Raw genomic sequence first — 19,900 nt, forward strand, 5'->3', positions numbered from 1 at the left:
TTTATTGCTTAACGCGCGCAAATGCCCCGGTACGGACAGTACTGGCAAATCTCCAGTTCCTTCGTTTTCCGGATGACCTCTTTCGGGTCGAGCAGTTCCTGTACAAAGCGGGTGAGCAAGGCCTCAGATGCTGTGATAAAATCCTGGCCGGTAGCCTGTTCAAACGGAAAGTCAGCGGTGAGCACACCGGCGTCGAGGTTGCGGAACGACAGTATACCTGACTTGGGTACGATTCGCGCCGGGTCCATATGACTGGCATTACGAAGCAAGAGCCCCGGCTTTTGCTGCAGGTTGCGCTGCAAAATGTACTCGTAGAGCCACAACTGCCGGGCTTTGTCATACCTGGGCGAGGTGATAAAATGCAGGGCCACATCATCCGGCTTCACGTTCACCTGGTTGCGCTCCACCTTGCCGGTCTTGTAGTCGATCACGCGGAGCTCGGCGCCTTTCAGGTCGATACGGTCGGCTTTGCCTGCCACCTTCACAGGTATAAGCTCATCGCCCACCAGCACCTCGAGTGTGGTTTCCAGCTGTTCCTCAAGGCGCAATACGTAGAGCGGCAGTTCATCCTCTGAGTTTAGCAAACTCTCCAGGTACTTTTCGAGCACCTGCACGGCCACTTTGAACAGCAGAAAGTTCATGCCGCGCTCCGGACTGGCGCCGCGCGTTACTTTCCTGAATTCTTCTTCCACTTTGGCCGGTAAGGCCTGCAGCATCTGCTCCACATGCTGCTTCTCGATCGGCTGTCCGTTTTGCTCGAATGGCCGGAAAAAATCCTCGAGCACCTGGTGCACGATGGTACCGAACTGGTCTGCTCCAAGCTGCTCCTCCACCTCATCAATTTCTCTGATCTTGGCAATGCGGCTGAAATAATACTGCAGTGAGCAGTTGATGTACATGTTCAGGTGCGAAGGGTAGAGGCCACGCTTCAGCTCCTGTCGCAGTTGCTCCAGCGTCTGGGCGTCTTTGTGGATGACAATATCCTCGTCGTATTTTTTCTGGTCGCGCAACTCCACGGTGGCCGTCAGGTCGCGGAACTTGATCTTCGGGTTACGCAGCGCCAGGTCGTTTTGCAACTGCAGGATAAAGCGGCTTTTCTCGCCCGAGCCATAGGTGTCGGAGGGAAGTACATAAAGCAGGTTTACGTTCTTGGCCCGCTGCAGCAGGCGGTAAAAATTGTAGGCCATGGCGCCTTCGGTTTCGGCATAAGTAGGCAGGCCAAACTGCTTGAGCACATCAAAAGGCATCAGTGACTCATGACGCTTCGGAGCTGGCAGTGTATTCTCATTCACCGACAGGATGATCAGATTCTCAAAGTCGAGTGCACGGGTCTCCAGCATACCCATGATCTGTAAATCCGAGATGGGCTCCCCGCTGAAAGGCAGGCGTTGTCGGGCGATCAGTTCGTTGAGGAATTTGCGGAAACTGCGTACCGATATCTTCTGTTCCCGGCAGTCGAAGATTGTATCGAGGCGCTTGACGATGGTATAGAAAATGTAGAGGTACTCGGTTTCGATGGTGCTGGGCTGGTGACTGTACATTTTGTGTAGCAGGTCGATCAGCTGGTATAGCGAGGCGATGATGTCATCGCAGTCGCGCCAGGACTTGAACAGCACTTCGAAGAGTGGCTCGTGCTTGCCCATCTTCAGCAAATCATTGGCCGTTATCAGCACACGGTTATCCTGCACGATCTGGTCCAGCACACGCTGCACAAAACCGTGGAACTCCTGCTTGTCGGCTTGCTCGTTCAGGTATAGCTCATACCTTCGGATGAAAGGGTGGGAGAGCAGCTTGGTCACCGTGAGGTGATGGTACTGGTATACCTTGTAGCCCGACTCCTGCAGCTGGGTCACGCCCGTAAGGTGCACATCAAACAGCAGGTCGATCAGGTTGTAGAGCGGCGTGCCTTTAAAGCTGAGTCCCATCGTCACATTGTAGTTGGGGACCTCGTTCGGTATAGAGTGCAATACCGGAAGCAGGAGTGTTTCGTCGGGCAATACCACGGCTACCTGTGCGTGCTTGTCGCATGAGCGGATCTCCTGAATCAGCTGACCCGCCAGTTTGCCCTGCATGCTCGCGTTGGCCACCCCGATTACGTTGATCTCTTTTTCGTCAGTCAGCAACATGTTTTGCTGCCAGCGCCAGTCCGGCAGATTCCAGGTGCTCTTATACCTTCGAAGGAAGCTACCGGCCCGGTTAGGCGTTCCCTCCTCCATGTAAAAGTCGTCGGAGTCAAAGAGCACTTCGGCCTTGTTATGTTTGAGCAGCGTCCGGATGATCTTTTCCTCTGAACTGGTGAGGGCGTTGAGACCAATAAAAAGGTATTGGGCACATTCAGGCGACTTGGCCAGTTGCTCAATGTTATCGGCTACCATCTTGAAAGCCATCCCTGTGTAGGCCTGCTTACGCTCCTCCAGGTGGTCTTTCAGGTTATGGTAGGTTTTCTCGATGTTGTCCCAAAGGCTGAAGTATTTTTTAACGGCGGGCGTCAATTCCTTGCCGAGGTGCGCCGGGTCCCAGCGCTCCAGGGCTTTGGCCTCACTCACATAATCAAACAGCTTGGCAGTATCCACCAGGTTCTGGTCGATGCGGCTAAAGTCGTCGAGCAGAGTGCCTCCCCAGGTAATAAACTGGTCGAAGTCGAGGTTCGGGTCCTGCTCACGCATCAGGTCGTAGAGCTCGAGCTGCAGATTGATCGGCTCCAGCACATCCACTTTGGCCAGCTTGGTGATGAAGTCCTCCATACCCGACACCTCCGGCGACCAGATCGGTTCGGGAGCGGCCTGCGCCAGAGCATTCTTGAAAAAGAAACTCGCACGACGCGACGGCAGCACAATGCACAGCTCGCTGATGTTCTCTTTGTACTTCTCGTATACGTATTTTGCCGCTAGCTCAAGAAAGGTCTGCACTTTGTTATGGAGTGATTTAGTGAATGAGTGATGGAGTGAATTATTAAATTTTGTTGAAGGTTCAATTGTTGAATGGTTAAATTGTTAGTGCTCGATTCGGATATGACGCTACCTGTCCTTACTGCTTATTCAACTTTCTAACTTTCTGACTTCTAAACTTTCTAACTTAATACATTTCCTTTTTCATCCATCGGGAGGAAAGGATTGTAGGCGATCTCCCAGAGGTTGTCGTCCGGGTCAGCGATGTAACTACTGTAGCCTCCCCAAAAAACCTTTTCCGGCTGTTTGAGCACACGGGCGCCTTTGCCGGCAAGCGCTGCTACCAGGTCATCTACTTCCTTTTCAGAGCGAACATCATAAGCCAGCGAAAAACTTTTAAAGCCTTTGCCATCCGCTTCCAATCCGGCGTCGTCTGCCAGCGATTCCTGTGGGAACAGGGCCAACTGCAGGCCATTCAGTTGAAAGAAGATGATGCTCTCTGTGCTGCTCTCCAGCGGTTGCCAGCCAAACACCTGCTGGTAAAATTCCCTCGACCGCTGCAGATTCCGGACGCCTAGTGTAATAAGTGTAATTCTCTGTTCCATAATTTTCCTCTTTCTCTTTCCAGCTAATTTCTATTCTGCCTGCTATACCTATACCTATACCTATACCTATACCTGCTCTACCTTACCTGGCTTCTTCGTAGGCCGCTTTCAACCAGCCGATCAGTTCGGCATCGACCTCCTCTGCATGTTGCAGTTTCACACGATGCGTGCACATGGCATTGAAACTGCCTGACTTTTCGAGTCTGCCTTCCGGTTCGCGGCCTTTCAGGTTAATGCCCACGTCTAGCCTGGTTTTAGTGGAAGGCTGGATCAGGGCAAACTGCTTTTTGCTGCGCACACTCACGTAGGCGGTTTTAGGAGCCAGCTCTACGTCAGTACCCAACAGCTTTAGCTGCGCCACAAGCGCTTCGTAGATAGGTTGCAGCTGCTCTTTGCCTTTGTACTGCTTCACCACCAGGTCCTCCGGATTTTCTGCTGAACCCGCGTCCGTTCCTTTGGCTTTGAGGGCCACCATGTTAGCGAAGCCATGCGTGAAGTTGTGTTCCGACTTCAGGTAATTCAGTATCTCGCCATGCTTATGCAAACCGGTGTCCTGCACAATTTTGATCCATTCTGCGAGTGACTTCCCTGTGTTCTTCTCCAGGTTGTCGATCATGGTTTGCGCTGCTTTGTCCATGTTGTTATTTAATATTTAATGAAAAGTGAGTAATGAATAATGATTGTTCGAGTTATGACTAAAGAGTAATTCTTCATTAATCAATACTCATTATACCTTCCTAAAGCGCCAAGCCTATCTGTTGGCTTTTGCTGCCGTAAGACCATTCGTATAGCTCTTCTGTATCGAAGTAGTAGAGCAGGCATTTTACTTTTTCATAGCCCAATTGCTTGAAGCGCACGGCGTAGTGATCGAGCTTGTTGCGGTGCTCTTCCTGGGGTGGCGGCAGTTTGAATTCAAGCAGCACCACCTGATCGCCGTCGAATACCACCCGGTCGGGTTTGTAGAGGTAGGCGCGGGCATCAAGCAGTTCCTTTTCGTGCTCTACGATCACTTTTTCCGAAAAGTAATGGCTGATCTTTGGGTGGTTTACGACTTCCTGCAAACGCTCTTTCAGTGCGAGTTTATCACGGTCGCTGATGATGCCCTGGTAGACCATCTGCCGCAGCACATCGTCGAGTTGCGCGGCAGTCAGGATGCGGGAGAGGGCGTAGTGCAGCTTTTTGTTCTGGATGCGCTGCTCGGTCTGCGTCTCGAAGTCGAACACGTTGTTGGCATGCTGCTTAAGCTGCAGCCGTTGCGCCCAGTCATTTGTCTGCAGGTAATCCAGGGTATAGACTGGCCCGATTTCACGGCTGCCGCTATCCTGTTTTGTTTGTTGCCCTGCGTATACCTGGTAGCACAGCTTGCCAGGCTCCCACAGGTTTTCCGCCACCAGGTAGCGGTATAGCAGATGACTCACGTTTTTGGCTGTTCCTTCCAGCGCCTTCAGTGCTTTTCGCTCTTCCAGCAAATCCTTCCCGTTGCCGATCAGGTATAGCCTGTCCTTCGGGCGGGTGAGCGCCACGTACAGCATGTTCAGGTTTTCAATAAAGGTCTTCTCGATCTCGGTATTGTATTGCCCGGCCAGCTCGGTATGCTCCAGTTTGGAGCTGATATTCACCGCCACGCTACGCAACTTGCCCATCACCTTGTTGTCGTCCGACAAACGGCTCCACATCAGGGCCCTTGTCTGCGGTTCGGTACTCCAGTCGGCAAACGGAACAATCACGATCGGGTAGGCGAGCCCTTTGGCCTTGTGAATGCTGGTGATGGTGATGGCGTTGCGGTCTTTGGGTGTGTTGATACTCAGTTTCTCTTTCTGCACATCCCAATAAGCCAGGAAGTTGTTCAGGTTGTTGCTGTTCTTCAGGCTGTACTCCAGTACCAGGTCCAGGAAGCGAAACAGGTACTCGCATTCGTTGTTATGCCCCAGCAAATTGAAAATGCGGATCAGCTGCTCGGTCAGCTCATAGATCGATAGGTTACCCGTCTCGCGCTCTTTCACATCAAAACCAACTTCCCGCAGGTAGTCAAAGAACAGCTGCCGATCCGTCTGGTTGGAAATGCGAGCGATCGTCTGGGCCAGTTCCGTAGTGGGCACCTTGCCCTGCGTAACGGTATAGATCAGGTATAGCGCTTCAGATTTCGCCAGGGTATCGTTCGGCCGGTTAAACACCCGGAACATGGCAATGATCAGGTTGATCACTTCGGCAAACTGCAGCGACAGAGAGTCCTGAGAAATGATATCGTACTGCTTTTCCTTCAGGAAATTGGCGATCAGTTTACTCTTGGCGTTCGTGCGGCACAGCACGGCCATGTCCTTCAGGGTATAGCCATCGGCCAAACCTTGACGGACCAGCTCAATCACCATGTTCAGCGTACTGGCGTCGTAGCTCAGTTCCTGCTCGTGGGTATAGTCATCATAAAATACTTCGGTGCGGACGCAGCTGCTCAGGTCGTATTTGTAGTTCAGATCGTCGGGGTAAGTGAACATGATCTGTACATGCCCGCCAGACTTGCCTGATGCAGGTGCTTCCTGCACAAACTTGTCGTCGTAGATGGAGGTGAAGGTGCCGTATACCTTGTGTTGCTCGCTGAAGAAAGTGAATAGCTTGTTATTGAATTCGATGATCTCGCGACGGCTCCGGAAATTCTGCTGCAGCACATCAGGGGCCAGGTTCTCCCGCACCGACTCGTAGCGCTCCCGGATCATGTGGCCGTGACGTCGGTTTTCGTAGAGCAGGTGCGTGTTGTTTTTGTAAAGGTGCAGGATCTGCTCCATTTCCCCGCCGCGCCAGCGGTAGATCGCCTGCTTGGCATCGCCCACCACCATGCTAAAGTGCCCCGAGGCCAGCGCATTATCGACGAGCGGCAGCAGGTTGTTCCATTGGAGGACCGAGGTGTCCTGAAACTCATCGATCAGGATGTGGTTGTACTTCTCACCGAGTCGCTCATAGATAAAGGGCACCGGTTCCTTCAGCACAATGTCGATAATGCGCTTGTTGAACTCCGAAATATGCACAGTGTTACGGTCAAGCTTGATCTCCTGCAGGCATTTCTCCAGCTCGTTCAGCACCGACACCTTATATAAGTGCGGCACCACCGCCGAGATCAGGGTGAAGGTACCCGCATACTGTTCCTTTATCGACTCTATGTTATTATAAAGATCCGTGAGCAATTGCCGGATGCCATTGATCTGGTTTTTAGTGGCCGTAGAAGCTTTGCCGGCATACCATTTCTCTTCCTCCACCGTCTGACGGGCGTAGTTATTCCCGTAAGTAAGGTCAGCTTCGCGGTTGAACTTGGTAAAATAGCCATAGAGCCCCCGATTGCCCTGGTAAAAGTCACAAGGGGAGAGTCCGGCCTGGTCGATGGCTTGCAGCGCTTTGCCCGCATCCTCCTGCAGGGCGGCCAGTATACCTTCCTGAAGTGTTTTGAGCTGCTTCCGGATCTCCCTGAAGTCCTCTAAAGTCAGTCCCTGCAAGTCTGTCACCGCTTCGTATACCTGTTCGTTCAGCAGGTTTTTGGCAAATTCAGCCAGGTCATCGGCCAGGGTGTTCCAACTGCGGCCTTCGCGGGCTTTGTCCAGCGCGTACTGTTCGAGCGTCTCCGACAGCAGGTCGTCTTTGCGGTTGCTCACCTTGTCCAGCAGCAGTTGCACGGCAGTGCTGACCAGCGTCTGCGAATCCAGGTCCACTTCAAAGTTATAGGGTATGTTCAGCTCCTTCGTAAAGGCCTGCACGATCTTGTTGACAAAGCTGTCGATGGTGCTGACAGAAAAGTCGCTGTAATTGTACAGAATTTGGGTAAACAGGCGCCCGGCTCGTTGCCGGATCAGCTCTTTTTCAAAGCGCTCCTCCGGGTGCCGATCCTGCAATTCAGCGGTGATCTTGTCCAATAAATCTTCGCTCTTCAGCAGTTCCCCTCCACTTAGGTTAGGGTCATTAAAGTTCCGCAGTGCCCCCAGAATGCGCTCCTTCATTTCGGCGGCGGCATCGTTGGTAAAGGTAATGGCCAGGATGGAGCGGTAGTAGTCCGGATCTGTGCTATGCAGCGCGAGTTTCAGGTATTCCTTGGTCAGGGTATAGGTTTTACCGGAACCTGCTGAGGAAGAGAGTATCTTGAAGTTTGGCGACATAGCGGACGGCGTTAAACGGGATTCTAAAGATACATTTCCTGTGTGGCTTATGCCAGAGCCAGGGTTTAAAATAATAGGTGCCCCAAGCAAGTGTTTGTCGGTCAGGGTATAAAATACAAAAAGCTCCCCCGCCTGCGCGAAGGAGCCAGTTGCCTTTCTAAGTTTTAGTAGAGGGCTATGCGTATACGATCTGCCCTTTCTTTTCTTCTTTGTCTTTAACCTGTACATGGTCACTTACGCAAACGTTTCGCACAATACGCGCCATGGAGATAGAGTAATCCGTGATGATACAGTGCTGCTGCTCGGTGCTCATCAGTGCCTTGCCGCCGCCCAGCGTCAGTTTGTTCAGCTCAATCACTTCATCAAAATTCTGCCGCAGCATCTTAAGCGCCTTAAACGACGGCTCGTTGTAATACATGGGAATGACCTGGCAAACGGCGTAACTACCCTTTGCACGCTCTTTAGCGATCATGCTGCACAGGTTAGAGGCGTTCATTTTGTCAAGATCAGAAATGATCACAAAGAAGACTTTGGCCTCGCTTTTGTCGGATTTGATGACCGCATTGTTAGGCAACAGGTTGCGCGAGACCTTGGCTCCCTTCATGAAGTCTTCGTCTTTCAAGATTTTATTGTGGATCTTAAAGGCCAGTGCGCCTGAGGCGATCAAATGAAAGTCCTTGCTTTTCGCTGTGATTTTGGAGAAGTGTAACATAATTAGAAAGGATTAAAGGGTTAAAGATCTACGGTATTTAAAAACAGTGAAATTTCTTTTCAATAGTTAAGGCTTCAAATTTAGCTTTCAGGCGGAAGGGCAGGGGCGGAAACTACAACAGGGTAACAGAATCAGATAAATCAGATACTTAAATATCGATAAACTGACACAAATTAAAATTTAACTGATTTTGATCCTGTTGTATACTAAACTACGAGCTTCTTATTGGATATACCAATGAAAAACTTTAATAATAGTTAATGGATTGATTTCTAGTGTGAATGTACTCCATTTACGGGCAAACAAATTCGTAGTTTCTTATTTCAATATTTTTTTGGAATATTTCGACGCAAAATAAAAAAGAATTTGAAATAAATATAATCGTTCACCATTTTATGAGAACAATTTTTTAATCGAATAATACCTATTGTTTTGTACAGGTATGATTAAGAATAAATTGGGTCATATGACGGCGGTTTCATTTATTCTGCGTATCTTTGCAGCCGATTTGGGATCAGTCTGATTTAAGTATAACTGGCTACACCGCTTTTTTTGAGCATAACCTGGTTGATTTTTTTTCTTGTCGGACTTCTTTTTCGTAAAGAAGGGTTTATGGACAGGCTGTCTCCAGATGAAGTGTAAAAAGTTATTATAACAGAATGAACAAAATCAGATTTGACGAGCTTCCGCTTTCGCCGGAAGTCCAGCGTGCTATCGCTGACATGGGCTTCGAAGAAGCATCACCTATCCAAACAGAAGCAATCCCGGTAGTTTTAGCAGGACGCGACATTATTGGCCAGGCCCAGACGGGTACGGGCAAGACGGCCGCCTTCGGTATACCTACCATCGAGAGCATCGACGAAAACGACCGCAGCGTACAGGCCCTTATCCTGTGCCCAACGCGCGAACTGGCTATTCAGGTAGCAGGAGAAATCCAGAAACTTATTAAGTACAAGCCAGGCATCAGCATTGTGCCTATCTACGGCGGACAGGCCTATGACCGTCAGCTACGTGCCCTTAAGCAGGGTGTGCAGATCGTGATCGGTACGCCTGGCCGTGTGATGGACCACATCGAGCGCGGAACCCTGAAGCTGGACAAGATCAAAAAGATCATCCTGGACGAGGCTGACGAAATGCTCGACATGGGCTTCCGTGACGACATCGAGTTCGTGCTGAGCAAAATGCCGGAAGAGCGCCAGACGATCTTCTTCTCGGCCACCATGTCCAAGCCGATCATGGACCTGACCAAGCGCTACCAGACCGATCCGGTGATCGTGAAGGTGGTGCACAAGGAACTGACCGTAACCAACATCGACCAGGTATACTTCGAGGTGCGTAACTCCATGAAGCAGGAAGTTCTTTCCCGTATCCTGGACATGCACAACATGAAGTCGGTGATCATCTTCTGCAATACCAAGCGTATGGTGGACGAACTGGTAACCAACCTGCAGGCCCGCGGCTACTTCGCCGATGCCCTGCACGGTGACCTGAACCAGAACCAGCGCTCTAACGTGATGGGCAAGTTCCGTAACGCTACGCTGGAGATACTGGTGGCAACTGACGTGGCTGCCCGTGGTCTTGACGTGGATAACGTGGAGGCGGTGTTCAACTACGACCTGCCGCAGGACGAAGAAGCCTACGTACACCGTATCGGTCGTACGGGCCGTGCCGGTAAGTCTGGCCGTGCCTTCTCTTTCGTGTCTGGTCGCTCCGACATGTACAAGCTGAAGGATATCATGCGCTACACCAAAGCCAATATCCAGCTGCAGCAGGTGCCTACTTACGATGACGTGAACGAGCTGCGTACCAGCGTATACCTGGAGAAGGTGCGTGAAGTACTGGAAAAGGGCAACCTGACCAAGCACATTGCCAAAATCGAAAGCCTGGTAAACGAAGAGTATACTTCCCTGGAGATTGCCGCCGCCCTTTTGAAAATGTCTTTGAAAGAAGCCAAGACAAAAGAAGCCGGTAAAGAGGCTGAAAAAGGCCTTGGTGGACCAAAAGCCGGTTTCGACCGTCTGTTCATCACCATCGGAAAGAAAGACCGTGTGCATCCAAAGGATCTGATCGACCTGCTGAGCCAGAACGCTGATATACCTGCCTCTAAAGTAGGCGACATCGACCTGTACGATAAGTTTAGCTTTGTGGAGGTGCCTACCGAATATACAGCAGATATCCTGCAGAAAGTAGGCCGCATCGAAGTGGACGGACGCACCGTGATCGTTGAGAAATCGCAGAAGAAAGAAGGCGAAGCCGGTGGTGGCAGCAGAGAAGACTTCGGTTTCAGTGACCGGGGTGGCGATCGTGGTGGCAAGCGCTTCGGCGGCGGCGACCGCGGTGGTTTTGGTGACCGTGATCGTGGCGGCTACGGCGGTGACCGTGACCGTGGTCCGCGCAGAGAAGGAAGCGGCAGCGGATACGGAGGCGGTGGAAGCCGTTTCGGTGGCCGTGGCGACCGTGACTCTTTCAGAGGCGGTGACCGTCGCAGCAGCGGTGGCGACCGTGGCGGATTCCGCAAAAAAAGATTCTAATTGACTAAACCTGCCGAAAGGCAGATCGTATAAACAGGTATACAACTTGAAGTGTAAAAAACTTCGAATTGTTAGAAAAGGCTGACTTGAAACGTCAGCCTTTTTGTTTAAAAATTTTTTTTTCAGAGCATGTAACCCTGGCTATACCATTCCGTTAAAGAAGGTATCATAAAAAGGTTGGAAGATTATTCTACTGTTTTACGCAGTTAGAACTGATAAGCCTGACATCAGACGGATGTCAGGCTTATTGCTTTTATACCCTCTCTATACCTGCCGCTTTATCCGGAGGCACAAAAAAAGGAGCTTTTAAAGCTCCTTTCTGTTTTATCTACTTTCTAAAAGAAATCAGGCACTGTCACGCAGGGAACGAATGTGGTCGTGTGCGTTCTTCACATCCTGGTATTGCTGCGCCACGATCGGCTTCAGCTCACCTGGCAGGTTCTTCTGCATCGCCTCTTCGTAGGCTTTCACGGCATAGTCTTCGCCCCGCTCGCATTCTTCCAGTATACGCTTTCTGTCTTTCGAAGAAAGGGCAGCTTTGATGTCGATCCAGGCGCGGTGCAGGGTGCCTTCGATGGAGCTGGACTCGTCGTCCATCTTTCCCATTTTGTGCAACTGGTCCTGCAGCTCCGTGATCATGCTGTCGCGCTGCACGGCGTATTTGCGGAACAGGTCTTTCAGGTCCTGATCTTCCACGTCCTCTGCAGCAGTTTTATAGCCTTTTACACCGTCTTTGCATCTTTCAATAAGATGGTGAACGGTTGAGTAAACTTCCTTATTAATTTCCATAGTGATATTTTTTTTAGGTTTTGTATGCTGATGTACTGCATTCCACCAGTTTTTGTTACCAAAATGGATATACAGCTATACTAGGATATGGAAGCGGCCATGGCACGGCCCGCCAAGTAACCGGTCGTCCAGGCGGCCTGAAAGTTGAAGCCACCCGTGATGCCATCGATATCGAGCACTTCGCCGGCAAAGTGCAGGCCCGGGTGCAGACGGCTTTCCATCGTTTTCATGTTGACCTGACTCAAATCAATGCCACCGCAGGTCACAAACTCCTCTTTGAAAGTAGTTTTGCCGTCTACCTCCACTGGCATCCGGAGCAGGGCCTCTACCAGCTTGTTGGTGTTTTTGGCGGGTAGTTCGGCCCATTTCACTTCGTCACTGATTCCGGCTATACCTGTCAGCGCTTTCCAAAGTCGCTGCGGCAGACCGAAAAGTGGGTTTGTGGTCACGACTTTCTTGGGGTGTGCCTTCCGGAAATTGTGCAGGTGCTCGCGCAGGCTTTCCTCTGTCTGGTCGTGCACCCAACTGATCATGGCCGTAAAGCGGTAATTCATGCCATGAAAAAGGCGCGCCCCCCAGGCGGAAAGTTTGAGAACGGCCGGACCGCTGTAGCCCCAGTGGGTGACCAGCAGCGGCCCTTCGTACTCCAGTTTCTGACCGGCTATGCGCACCCTGGCCTGCGGCACCGAGACCCCCTGCAGTTCTTTTAGCGGCGATCCCGGCACGTTGAAGGTAAACAGCGAAGGGACCGGTTCCTGAATGTTGTGCCCGAGCGCCCGCAGCCAATCGTAAGCCTGGCTTTTAGGATTGCCGCCAGTGCTCACCAGCACCCGGTCGGCCTGCAGCTCCTGGTTGTTGTTCAGGTATAAGGTATAGCCCCGATTCTCAGCCCGTGGCTCGATGCGCTCAACGGCTATACCTGTTTTCACCTCCACACCGGCTTTCGCGGCTTCGCGCTGCAGACAGTCAATGATGGTCTGTGAAGTGTCGGTTACCGGAAACATGCGCCCGTCGGGCTCCGACTTTAACTTCACACCCCGCTGCTCAAACCATTCCACCGTCTCGGTTGCCCCAAAAGTTTTGAAGGCTTCCTTCAGCTGTTTGGCGCCGCGCGGGTAATGCTGCGAAAACACGGTTGGTATGAAACAGTGATGCGTCACGTTACAGCGCCCGCCCCCCGACACTCTCACTTTGGACAACAGCTTGTTGCTCTTCTCAAGGATGGTCACCTGTGCTTTCGGATTGGCCTGCGCACAGGCGATGGCCCCAAAATAGCCCGCCGCCCCGCCACCTATCACTACTATGTTCATTGTATTGAATTGCTAAATTGTTAATTGGTTAAATGGTTGAATTCAGTATTAGCAATTTAACCGTTCAACCATTTAACCTTTAAAAGAACTACAAGAATGCCATCGGATCGGGGTAGGAGAAGACATAGGCGAGATCGTCTTTTAATTTCTGACTGCTGATCAGCTTAAAGTGGGTTTCTTCCATGTCTTTGAAAGTCGGTATTTCCAGGTCAAGAGCTTTTGCAGCAGCTTCGTAGAAAGCTCTCCGGCTCGGGTGCTCGTCGGCACAAGCGTTGTATACCTGTCCCCACTTTTCCTGCGCGATAATGCGCTCCAGTATGCCCAGACAGTCCTCCAGGTGAATCATGTTGACAGGCGCGTCCCCGTTTGGCAGATCATGCTTGCCCGCCAGGAAGCGGCCCGGTTGTCTGTTGGCTCCAACCAATCCGCCAAAGCGCACCACCGTACATACCCAGTTCTCACTGTCCTGGAACATCCGTTCTGCCTTTAGGAGTGTGTTGTCCGGGTCAAGTTCATCGGTATAGCTGGTGTCTTCTTCCGTCACAATGCGGTTGAGCTCGGGGTATACCGAAGTAGAGGACACGAAAAGCACCCGGCTCACAGGCGAAGCGAGCAGCGCCTTGCGCAATATCGTCATCTGCTGGAGGTAACTCTCGCCGCCATCAGAGCGAAGCTTGGGAGGAATGTTGAGCACCAGCACCTCTGCCCGCAGGAAGTCTTCGAGCACTTGTTTGTCAAATTGGGAATCGGAAAGGTTTACCAGGAAGGGACTTATACCTGCCTCACGGAGAACCTCCATTTTTGGCTCGGATGTGGTGGACCCGTTTACCCGATGGCCGGAACGTACGAGGGCTTCTGCCAGCGGAAGGCCGAGCCAGCCGCAACCCATGATACTGATGTCAGCTTTCTTTTGCATCGTTTTGGTGTTTTGGAGTTAACATTCCGTAAGCTCACTTGTTAACGTTGGCGACAAAGGTAAGCCTAAATTTATACATACATGCAGTACGATGTCATCCTGATCGGCTCTGGTTTTGGTTCGCTCACGGCAGCCGCCCTGCTTGCGAAGAAAGGGTTGAAAGTGGTTGTGCTGGAGCAGGCCAAGTACCCGGGTGGCTGCGCCTCTTCTTATAAACGCAAAGGCTACTGGTTTGAGACAGGTGCCACCACCCTCGTTGGTTTAGACGAGCACATGCCCCTGCGCCATTTGCTGAATGAAACAGGTATAGAACTCCCGCTTATCAAGCTTCAAACACCCATGCAGGTGCATCTGCCGGATGGGCAACTGCTGACCCGCTATGGTAACCTTGAGGCTTGGATCAAAGAAGCAGAGCGCGTGTTTGGTGCGAAAGGTCAGCGGCCTTTCTGGCAGCACTGCTATCGCGTGAGCCAGCAGGTATGGCGCACTTCGCTGGAGCAACGGTCGTTTCCGTTTTCCAATGTGCGTGACCTCTGGCAGGCGATACAGCAGTTCCGCCCACACCAGTCGTCCCTGTTGCCGGGTGCATTCAGGACCATGCAGAATCTGCTCAGGCGCTATGACTTGCTGGACAATAAACTCTTCACGGACTTCGTGAATGAGCAACTGCTGATCACGGCCCAAAACCACTTGGAGGAAGTGAACGAGCTCTTCGGCGCAACCGCCCTGTGCTATACCTTGTTTGGCAACTACTATGTAGAAGGCGGCATGATCGGACTGGCCCGGGCGCTTGAGCTATACCTGCATAGCAAGGGCAGCACCATTCTGTACCGGCACCATGTGAACAAGATTATACCTAAAGCTGAGGGCTATGAAACCAGCTGTATGGCGGGCAACTACCACGCTCGCTTTGTGATCAGCGGTATTCCGCTGAATGATACCTATCTGTTGTTTCAGGATGATAAAGTCAGGCAGAAACTGAAGCCCTACCTGCTGCCTTCCGAGAAGCTGAACGGCGCCTTCACCATGGCCATTGCGCTACGCAAAGTTCCGGCTATACCTGTGCTGCACCACCAGGTGCATGTGCCGGAGGGCTTGCCGCTGATCGGGAGCAAGAGCTGCTTTGTCAGCTATAGTCACCCGGCAGACGAATTCAGAGCAAAGGCAGGGGAGCGGGTAGTAGCGATCAGCACGCACGTTCCCGATCCGGCTGCCCTTCGGATAGATGACAAAAGGCAACTGCAGGAAGCCATCCTAGCCAAAATGGAAGCTTTGGGATTACTTAACCGGGCAGACATCCTATACCTGGACGCAGCCACACCTGGTGCCTGGATCTTCTGGACGCAAAGGGCCTACGGCATGGTGGGCGGCTACCCGCAGTATCGCGACATCAAGCCCTGGCAAATGAAAGACGCCCGGCTTGATCATAAAGGCGCTTACGTCTGTGGAGACACCGTCTATCCTGGGCAGGGAATCGTGGGCGTCTGCCTGAGCGGTATTATCTCGGCCAACAAACTGCTGCGGGATCATTTTTAGGTATAGCCCTTGCAGGTTCTTGTTAATCCTCTGCCCGCCACATGTAGCATCCAACCGAATAGATTTTATATTGGTTTTAGCTATTCTGAATGGTGGAGATGGCGCTTATCTATGTTTATATATAAACTTTCGAGAATATGAAGTTCAGATATCAATTGCATCGAGTTAGAATGGCAATTTTACCGCCTCAATGAAAGGTTATAGAATGCTAAAGAGCTTAAAACGCATATCCTATTTCGTACTAGTCGGATGGATGTTTGTATCTTGCTCGCAGGATGAGGACGTTATTCCCAAAGGTGACAACCTGGCCATGGGCAATCCGAGCGAGGCAGGTACGGACTTCGCGAATTACTTTATCCAAAAGGAGCAGTACGCCATGTCCTACAACTCCTACCGGGGTACACCGAACTGGGTGAGCTGGCACCTGAGCAGCGCCTGGCTGGGCAGTGCACCGCGACAGGATGACTTCAGGGGGGACAATACGCTACCGGACAGCTTCTACAGAGTACTTCCTTCAGACTATACCGGAAGCGGCTTCGATCGTGGTCATAATGCGCCCTCTGCGGATCGTACGCTCACGATCACGGACAACTCTGCGACTTTCCTGATGTCCAACATGATTCCGCAGGCGCCTAACAACAACCAGCAGACTTGGGCGAACCTGGAGAACTACTGCCGCAAACTGGTGAGCCAGGGCAATGAACTCTACATCATCATGGGGCAGTATGGCAAAGGCGGGACAGGCAGCGCGGGCTTCAAAGAGACGCTGGCAGGCGGAAAAGTAACGGTGCCGAACCGTATCTGGAAAGTAATCGTGGTGCTACCGGTGGGCACAAATGACGTGAGCCGTGTGACAAGCGGCACGCGCGTGATAGCCATCGATACCCCGAACTCCAACAACGTCAGTTCCAGCTGGGGCACTTACCGCACGACGGTGGATGCGATCGAGGCCAAAACAGGCTATGACATCCTTTCCAATGTGCCAACTGCGATTCAGAATGTTCTAGAGGCAGTGGAGGATAATGGACCGACTTCCTAAGGTATAGCTTCGCCTTCAGAATATAAAAAAATCCCCGGCTGCTGCAGTCGGGGATTTTTTGTTTGATCAGGTTTCAACCACCATGGTTTTAAGGCCGGCAATCTCGCCATCGGGTGTGCGGCCCAGTATTAGCACCAGTTTCTGCGTTTCACCGACGCGGTATACCTTGACGTCCTGTAAGAGCTCGTGCAGCTTCTTTTCCAGGTGCTGGAATCGGGTCGCCTGCTGCATACCTGCATCGCCATTTTCCGGCCTGGCTTGGGCCATGTTCCGGAAAAAATAACCCAATTCCAGTTCCTCGAAAGGATATTCGGCGGGCATGGCCGCCAGTCGCAGCACGGTGTCTTTGTCCAGCTTTTCGTCCCGGAAGTTTTCGGCGTGGTAGAACTCAAAGGGGGCGTCCGTCTCGCTCATCATGAGCAGTCCGTCCGTTGCTTTCTTCAGTTCTGTTTCAATTGTTTTTAGATCCATAGTTTTAAATTGCTTCAGCAAAAGAATGCTTCTTTTACTCTTATTCTCGCCTTTGGTTCTTATCTTTAGGTAGTCAGCCCTGACAATTATACGTTAGCTTTTTAAAACAAACAAAATAAGACGATGAAGGCAGAACCTATGCTGAAAGAAGGCGCGCTGAAAGGCAAAACCATTGTGGTAACCGGTGGCGGCACCGGCCTTGGGCGCTCCATGACAAAGTATTTTCTGGAGCTCGGCGCCAACGCCGTGATCTGCAGCCGCAAGCAGGATGTCCTCGAAAAGGCCGCCGAAGAGCTGATGCAGGAAACGGGCGGGCAGGTCTTGCCTGTTGTGTGCGACGTGCGCAAGTACAACGAAATTGAAGCCATGCTACAGGCCACGCTCGACAAGTTCGGCAGGGTGGATGTGCTGGTCAACAACGCCGCCGGCAACTTTGTGAGCCCAACGGAGCGTCTCAGCCACAAAGCCTTCGACGTGATCACCGACATTGTGCTAAAGGGTAGCTACAACTGCACGCTCGCGCTGGGCAAACACTGGATCGAGCAGAAGCAGGAGGGGACCATCCTCAATATCGTGACGACCTATGCCTGGACCGGTTCCGGCTATGTAGTGCCCTCCGCCTGCGCCAAAGCCGGCGTACTGGCTATGACACGCTCGCTGGCTTCTGAGTGGGCCAAGTACGGCATCCGCTCCAACGCCATCGCCCCCGGACCTTTCCCGACTGAAGGCGCCTGGACCCGTCTGTTCCCGAAACAATTGGCGGACAAATTAGATCCGGTAAAGCGTATACCTGTCGGCCGCTTCGGCGAACACCAGGAACTGGCCAACCTGGCCGCCTACCTGGTATCGGACTACGCCGCCTTTGTAAATGGGGAAGTGGTGACGATAGACGGTGGCGAGTGGCTCTACGGCGCCGGCGAGTTCAACTCCTTCGACCAGATTCCGCAGGAAATGTGGGATGCGATGGAGAAGCAGATGAGAGGGAAGGAGTAATTAATTTAGTGATTGAGTGGATGAGTTATTGAGTGAATCATTAAATACTTAATAAGAGTCATTGTAGGGACAGGTCGCGACCTGTCCTAGTCGTCCACAATATACCTGCTGCACAGCTGATTCGGACTTCCATGTCCGAATCTTTGTCTGCTTGGGACATCCTTGTCCCCGTATAACTGCAAACTGGCGCACGGGGATGTGGACATCCCCAACAGTCAGCTTCGGGACATGGATGTCCCGAAGAGCTTTAGAACTTTGTCAGTAACCGCGTAGGAAATTCTCCCCTTGAGGGATTATAGGGGTGTTTAGCAAGTTGTTAAAGTCTTCAGCTAAAATTTAACACCCCTCTAACTCCCCTCAATGGGAGAATCCACAAGAATAAATCTTTTCTATTAACAGACTACTTCAAACTACTGTCTCTATAAATACAAAAATCCCTGGACGATGCTGTAGAAAGCGGTCCAGGGACTTTTCATTAAAGGCTATACCTTAAATTTTCTGTAGCAGGCCTTTGATGGCGTTAACCGTTTCATCGGGTTCTACGCCCAGTCCTTCGGCCTGGTGGATGATCTCGCCGTTTTCATTGAGCACCGTGATGATGTTTGAATGGGAGATCTCGCCGTCCAGTTCTACTTTGTACTTCATGTTCAGCAGGGCGGCCAGTTCCCGGATGTTATCCTGCTCGCTGGTCAGCAGTGTCCAGCGCTTCGGGTCCAGGTTGTTGGACTTGGCAAAGTCCAGCAGCCGCTCCGGTGTGTCGCGGGCTGGGTCCATGGTGACGAGCACGATCCCGATGTCTTCCCGCTTGTACTGGTCCAGTCCCATCTCGATGCGCTTCAGGTCTGCTATGATGCGCGGACAGGCATACCCGCAATGGGTATAGACCATGGCCACCAGCTGCACTTTGCCCCGGAATTCCTGCAGCTTCAAGGCCTCAGCGTTTTGGTTCTGCCAGTCAGACTCAAGTTGGTAAAGCGACATATCGGTTAGCCCTGCCGTAGGTATAGCCAGGCTGGAAGTACCATCCGGTAGTTCTCCAGCAGCTACCGGCTTAGCGCAGCAACTATCTTCTTCTTGGGCCACTTCCTGCTGACAGGCAGTGAAACCAAGGGCAATCAATGTGAGCAGGTATAAGGTATAGCGTTTCATAACAATCAGATTATTTTTTGGCTGTGGTTGGTGCGGGAGCGTCCTGCGCGCATCGGAAGCCCAGGTTCGCCACCGTGTAGTTGGCTTTGAGGCTCGAGCGGAAGGCGTAGCGCATAAAGGCCACATAATTTTTTACATCACTGGCTCCGGCAGAACCGGCTCCGCAGAACAATTGCCTGTCCATGCTGGCGTTTTGTCTGGACTCACCCACGATCAGGGCCGAGTTGAAGTCAGAGGTCCATTCCCAAACCAGCCCGATCATGCCGAACAGCCCATAGTAGTTTTTAAAGCTATTCTGTACCGGGGGCAGGTACTTCGGGTTTGGCTGGCTGTACCAGTCGAGGCTGCGCTGGTAAAAGCTGGGCTCGCTGGAAGCATCCTTTTTCGTTTCGCTGGCCAGTGCGGCAAACTCCCATTCGCTTACGGTAGGCAGTCGCTTGCCTTGGCACTCGCAGTAAGCCTTGGCGGCGAACCACGACACGTTGATCACGGGGCTGTCTTTGAGCTTATCGGCTGCAGGACCCACACCCAGCGGACTGGCCCAGTGCTTCAGGTAGCCGGCGTCTGCAAAAAGCGCTTTCACTTCCGACTTCTGCCATTTGGGGTATTTGGCTACAAAGGCCTCGTACTGGGCGTTGGTGACCGGGTACTTGTCCAACTGGAAGCCCTGCACCGTCACAGCCTGGTTGTTGCTGCCGTAAAGCGGCACAAAAGTGCCTCCCTTGACATGTACCATGTCGGCAGGAGTGCCCTTTTGTGCTTGTGCTATACTACAGGCTCCGAGCATCAGCAAGATTGTCAGAAGTCGTCGCATGATTGATACGT

General features: G+C 51.9%; 15 protein-coding genes. 4 read left to right on the forward strand and 11 right to left on the reverse strand.

Going from position 1 to position 19,900, the window contains the following annotated elements; all coding sequences use genetic code 11:
- Positions 1 to 8: 8 nt before the first annotated feature.
- From IEV97_RS18980 to IEV97_RS19000, 5 genes are all read right to left on the reverse strand, one after another.
- Complete coding sequence (locus IEV97_RS18980; protein WP_188503070.1) at positions 9 to 2,909, reverse strand: PD-(D/E)XK nuclease family protein; 2,901 nt, start codon at positions 2,907 to 2,909, stop codon at positions 9 to 11.
- Positions 2,910 to 3,070: 161 nt separating this feature from the next.
- Positions 3,071 to 3,493 (reverse strand): VOC family protein, encoded by a 423-nt coding sequence (locus IEV97_RS18985; protein ID WP_188503071.1) that lies wholly within the window; start codon positions 3,491 to 3,493, stop codon positions 3,071 to 3,073.
- A gap of 82 nt (positions 3,494 to 3,575) precedes the next feature.
- Positions 3,576 to 4,130, reverse strand: coding sequence for a DUF4287 domain-containing protein (locus tag IEV97_RS18990; protein ID WP_188503072.1), 555 nt, complete (start codon positions 4,128 to 4,130; stop codon positions 3,576 to 3,578).
- Between the two features lie 100 nt (positions 4,131 to 4,230).
- The gene (locus tag IEV97_RS18995) at positions 4,231 to 7,629 is read right to left on the reverse strand and encodes a UvrD-helicase domain-containing protein (protein WP_188503073.1); all 3,399 of its coding nucleotides are present in this window, start codon (positions 7,627 to 7,629) and stop codon (positions 4,231 to 4,233) included.
- 175 nt (positions 7,630 to 7,804) lie between these two features.
- The gene (locus IEV97_RS19000) at positions 7,805 to 8,341 is read right to left on the reverse strand and encodes a hypothetical protein (RefSeq protein ID WP_188503074.1); all 537 of its coding nucleotides are present in this window, start codon (positions 8,339 to 8,341) and stop codon (positions 7,805 to 7,807) included.
- 659 nt (positions 8,342 to 9,000) lie between these two features.
- On the opposite strand from IEV97_RS19000, the gene IEV97_RS19005 reads away from it, so the two are divergent.
- Entirely contained in the window at positions 9,001 to 10,872 is a 1,872-nt protein-coding gene (locus IEV97_RS19005; protein WP_188503075.1) for a DEAD/DEAH box helicase, read from the forward strand.
- 345 nt (positions 10,873 to 11,217) lie between these two features.
- On the opposite strand, the gene IEV97_RS19010 is transcribed toward IEV97_RS19005, so the two are convergent.
- The 3 genes from IEV97_RS19010 to IEV97_RS19020 form a co-directional block, all read right to left on the reverse strand.
- Positions 11,218 to 11,661 carry a ferritin-like domain-containing protein gene (locus tag IEV97_RS19010; RefSeq protein WP_188503076.1) on the reverse strand — a complete coding sequence of 148 codons (444 nt, stop codon included), beginning with the start codon at positions 11,659 to 11,661 and terminating at the stop codon, positions 11,218 to 11,220.
- Between the two features lie 80 nt (positions 11,662 to 11,741).
- Positions 11,742 to 12,971, reverse strand: coding sequence for a BaiN/RdsA family NAD(P)/FAD-dependent oxidoreductase (locus IEV97_RS19015; protein ID WP_188503077.1), 1,230 nt, complete (start codon positions 12,969 to 12,971; stop codon positions 11,742 to 11,744).
- An 88-nt stretch (positions 12,972 to 13,059) separates the two neighbouring features.
- On the reverse strand, positions 13,060 to 13,887 hold the full coding sequence (locus IEV97_RS19020) for an SDR family oxidoreductase (protein ID WP_188503078.1): 828 nt from the start codon (positions 13,885 to 13,887) through the stop codon (positions 13,060 to 13,062).
- A gap of 81 nt (positions 13,888 to 13,968) precedes the next feature.
- Here IEV97_RS19020 and IEV97_RS19025 point away from each other — a divergent pair, with 81 nt between their 5' ends.
- Positions 13,969 to 15,423, forward strand: a complete 1,455-nt coding sequence (locus IEV97_RS19025; protein WP_188503079.1) for a phytoene desaturase family protein — start codon at positions 13,969 to 13,971, stop codon at positions 15,421 to 15,423.
- Between the two features lie 205 nt (positions 15,424 to 15,628).
- Positions 15,629 to 16,462, forward strand: coding sequence for a DNA/RNA non-specific endonuclease (locus tag IEV97_RS19030; RefSeq protein WP_188503080.1), 834 nt, complete (start codon positions 15,629 to 15,631; stop codon positions 16,460 to 16,462).
- Between the two features lie 66 nt (positions 16,463 to 16,528).
- Here the strand turns inward: IEV97_RS19030 and IEV97_RS19035 are convergent, their stop codons facing one another.
- Positions 16,529 to 16,933: a nuclease A inhibitor family protein gene (locus IEV97_RS19035; RefSeq protein WP_188503081.1), complete on the reverse strand. Its 405-nt coding sequence runs from the start codon at positions 16,931 to 16,933 to the stop codon at positions 16,529 to 16,531.
- Between the two features lie 123 nt (positions 16,934 to 17,056).
- On the opposite strand from IEV97_RS19035, the gene IEV97_RS19040 reads away from it, so the two are divergent.
- Positions 17,057 to 17,926: an SDR family oxidoreductase gene (locus tag IEV97_RS19040; RefSeq protein WP_188503082.1), complete on the forward strand. Its 870-nt coding sequence runs from the start codon at positions 17,057 to 17,059 to the stop codon at positions 17,924 to 17,926.
- A gap of 489 nt (positions 17,927 to 18,415) precedes the next feature.
- Here the strand turns inward: IEV97_RS19040 and IEV97_RS19045 are convergent, their stop codons facing one another.
- Both IEV97_RS19045 and IEV97_RS19050 read right to left on the reverse strand, forming a co-directional pair.
- Positions 18,416 to 19,075 (reverse strand): SCO family protein, encoded by a 660-nt coding sequence (locus IEV97_RS19045; protein ID WP_188503083.1) that lies wholly within the window; start codon positions 19,073 to 19,075, stop codon positions 18,416 to 18,418.
- 10 nt (positions 19,076 to 19,085) lie between these two features.
- A complete protein-coding gene (locus tag IEV97_RS19050; protein WP_229734037.1) occupies positions 19,086 to 19,889 on the reverse strand; it encodes a formylglycine-generating enzyme family protein in 804 nt (267 codons plus the stop codon).
- Between the last annotated feature and the right edge of the window lie 11 nt (positions 19,890 to 19,900).

This window comes from Pontibacter amylolyticus (assembly GCF_014638845.1).
In the GTDB taxonomy this organism is placed as follows: domain Bacteria; phylum Bacteroidota; class Bacteroidia; order Cytophagales; family Hymenobacteraceae; genus Pontibacter; species Pontibacter amylolyticus.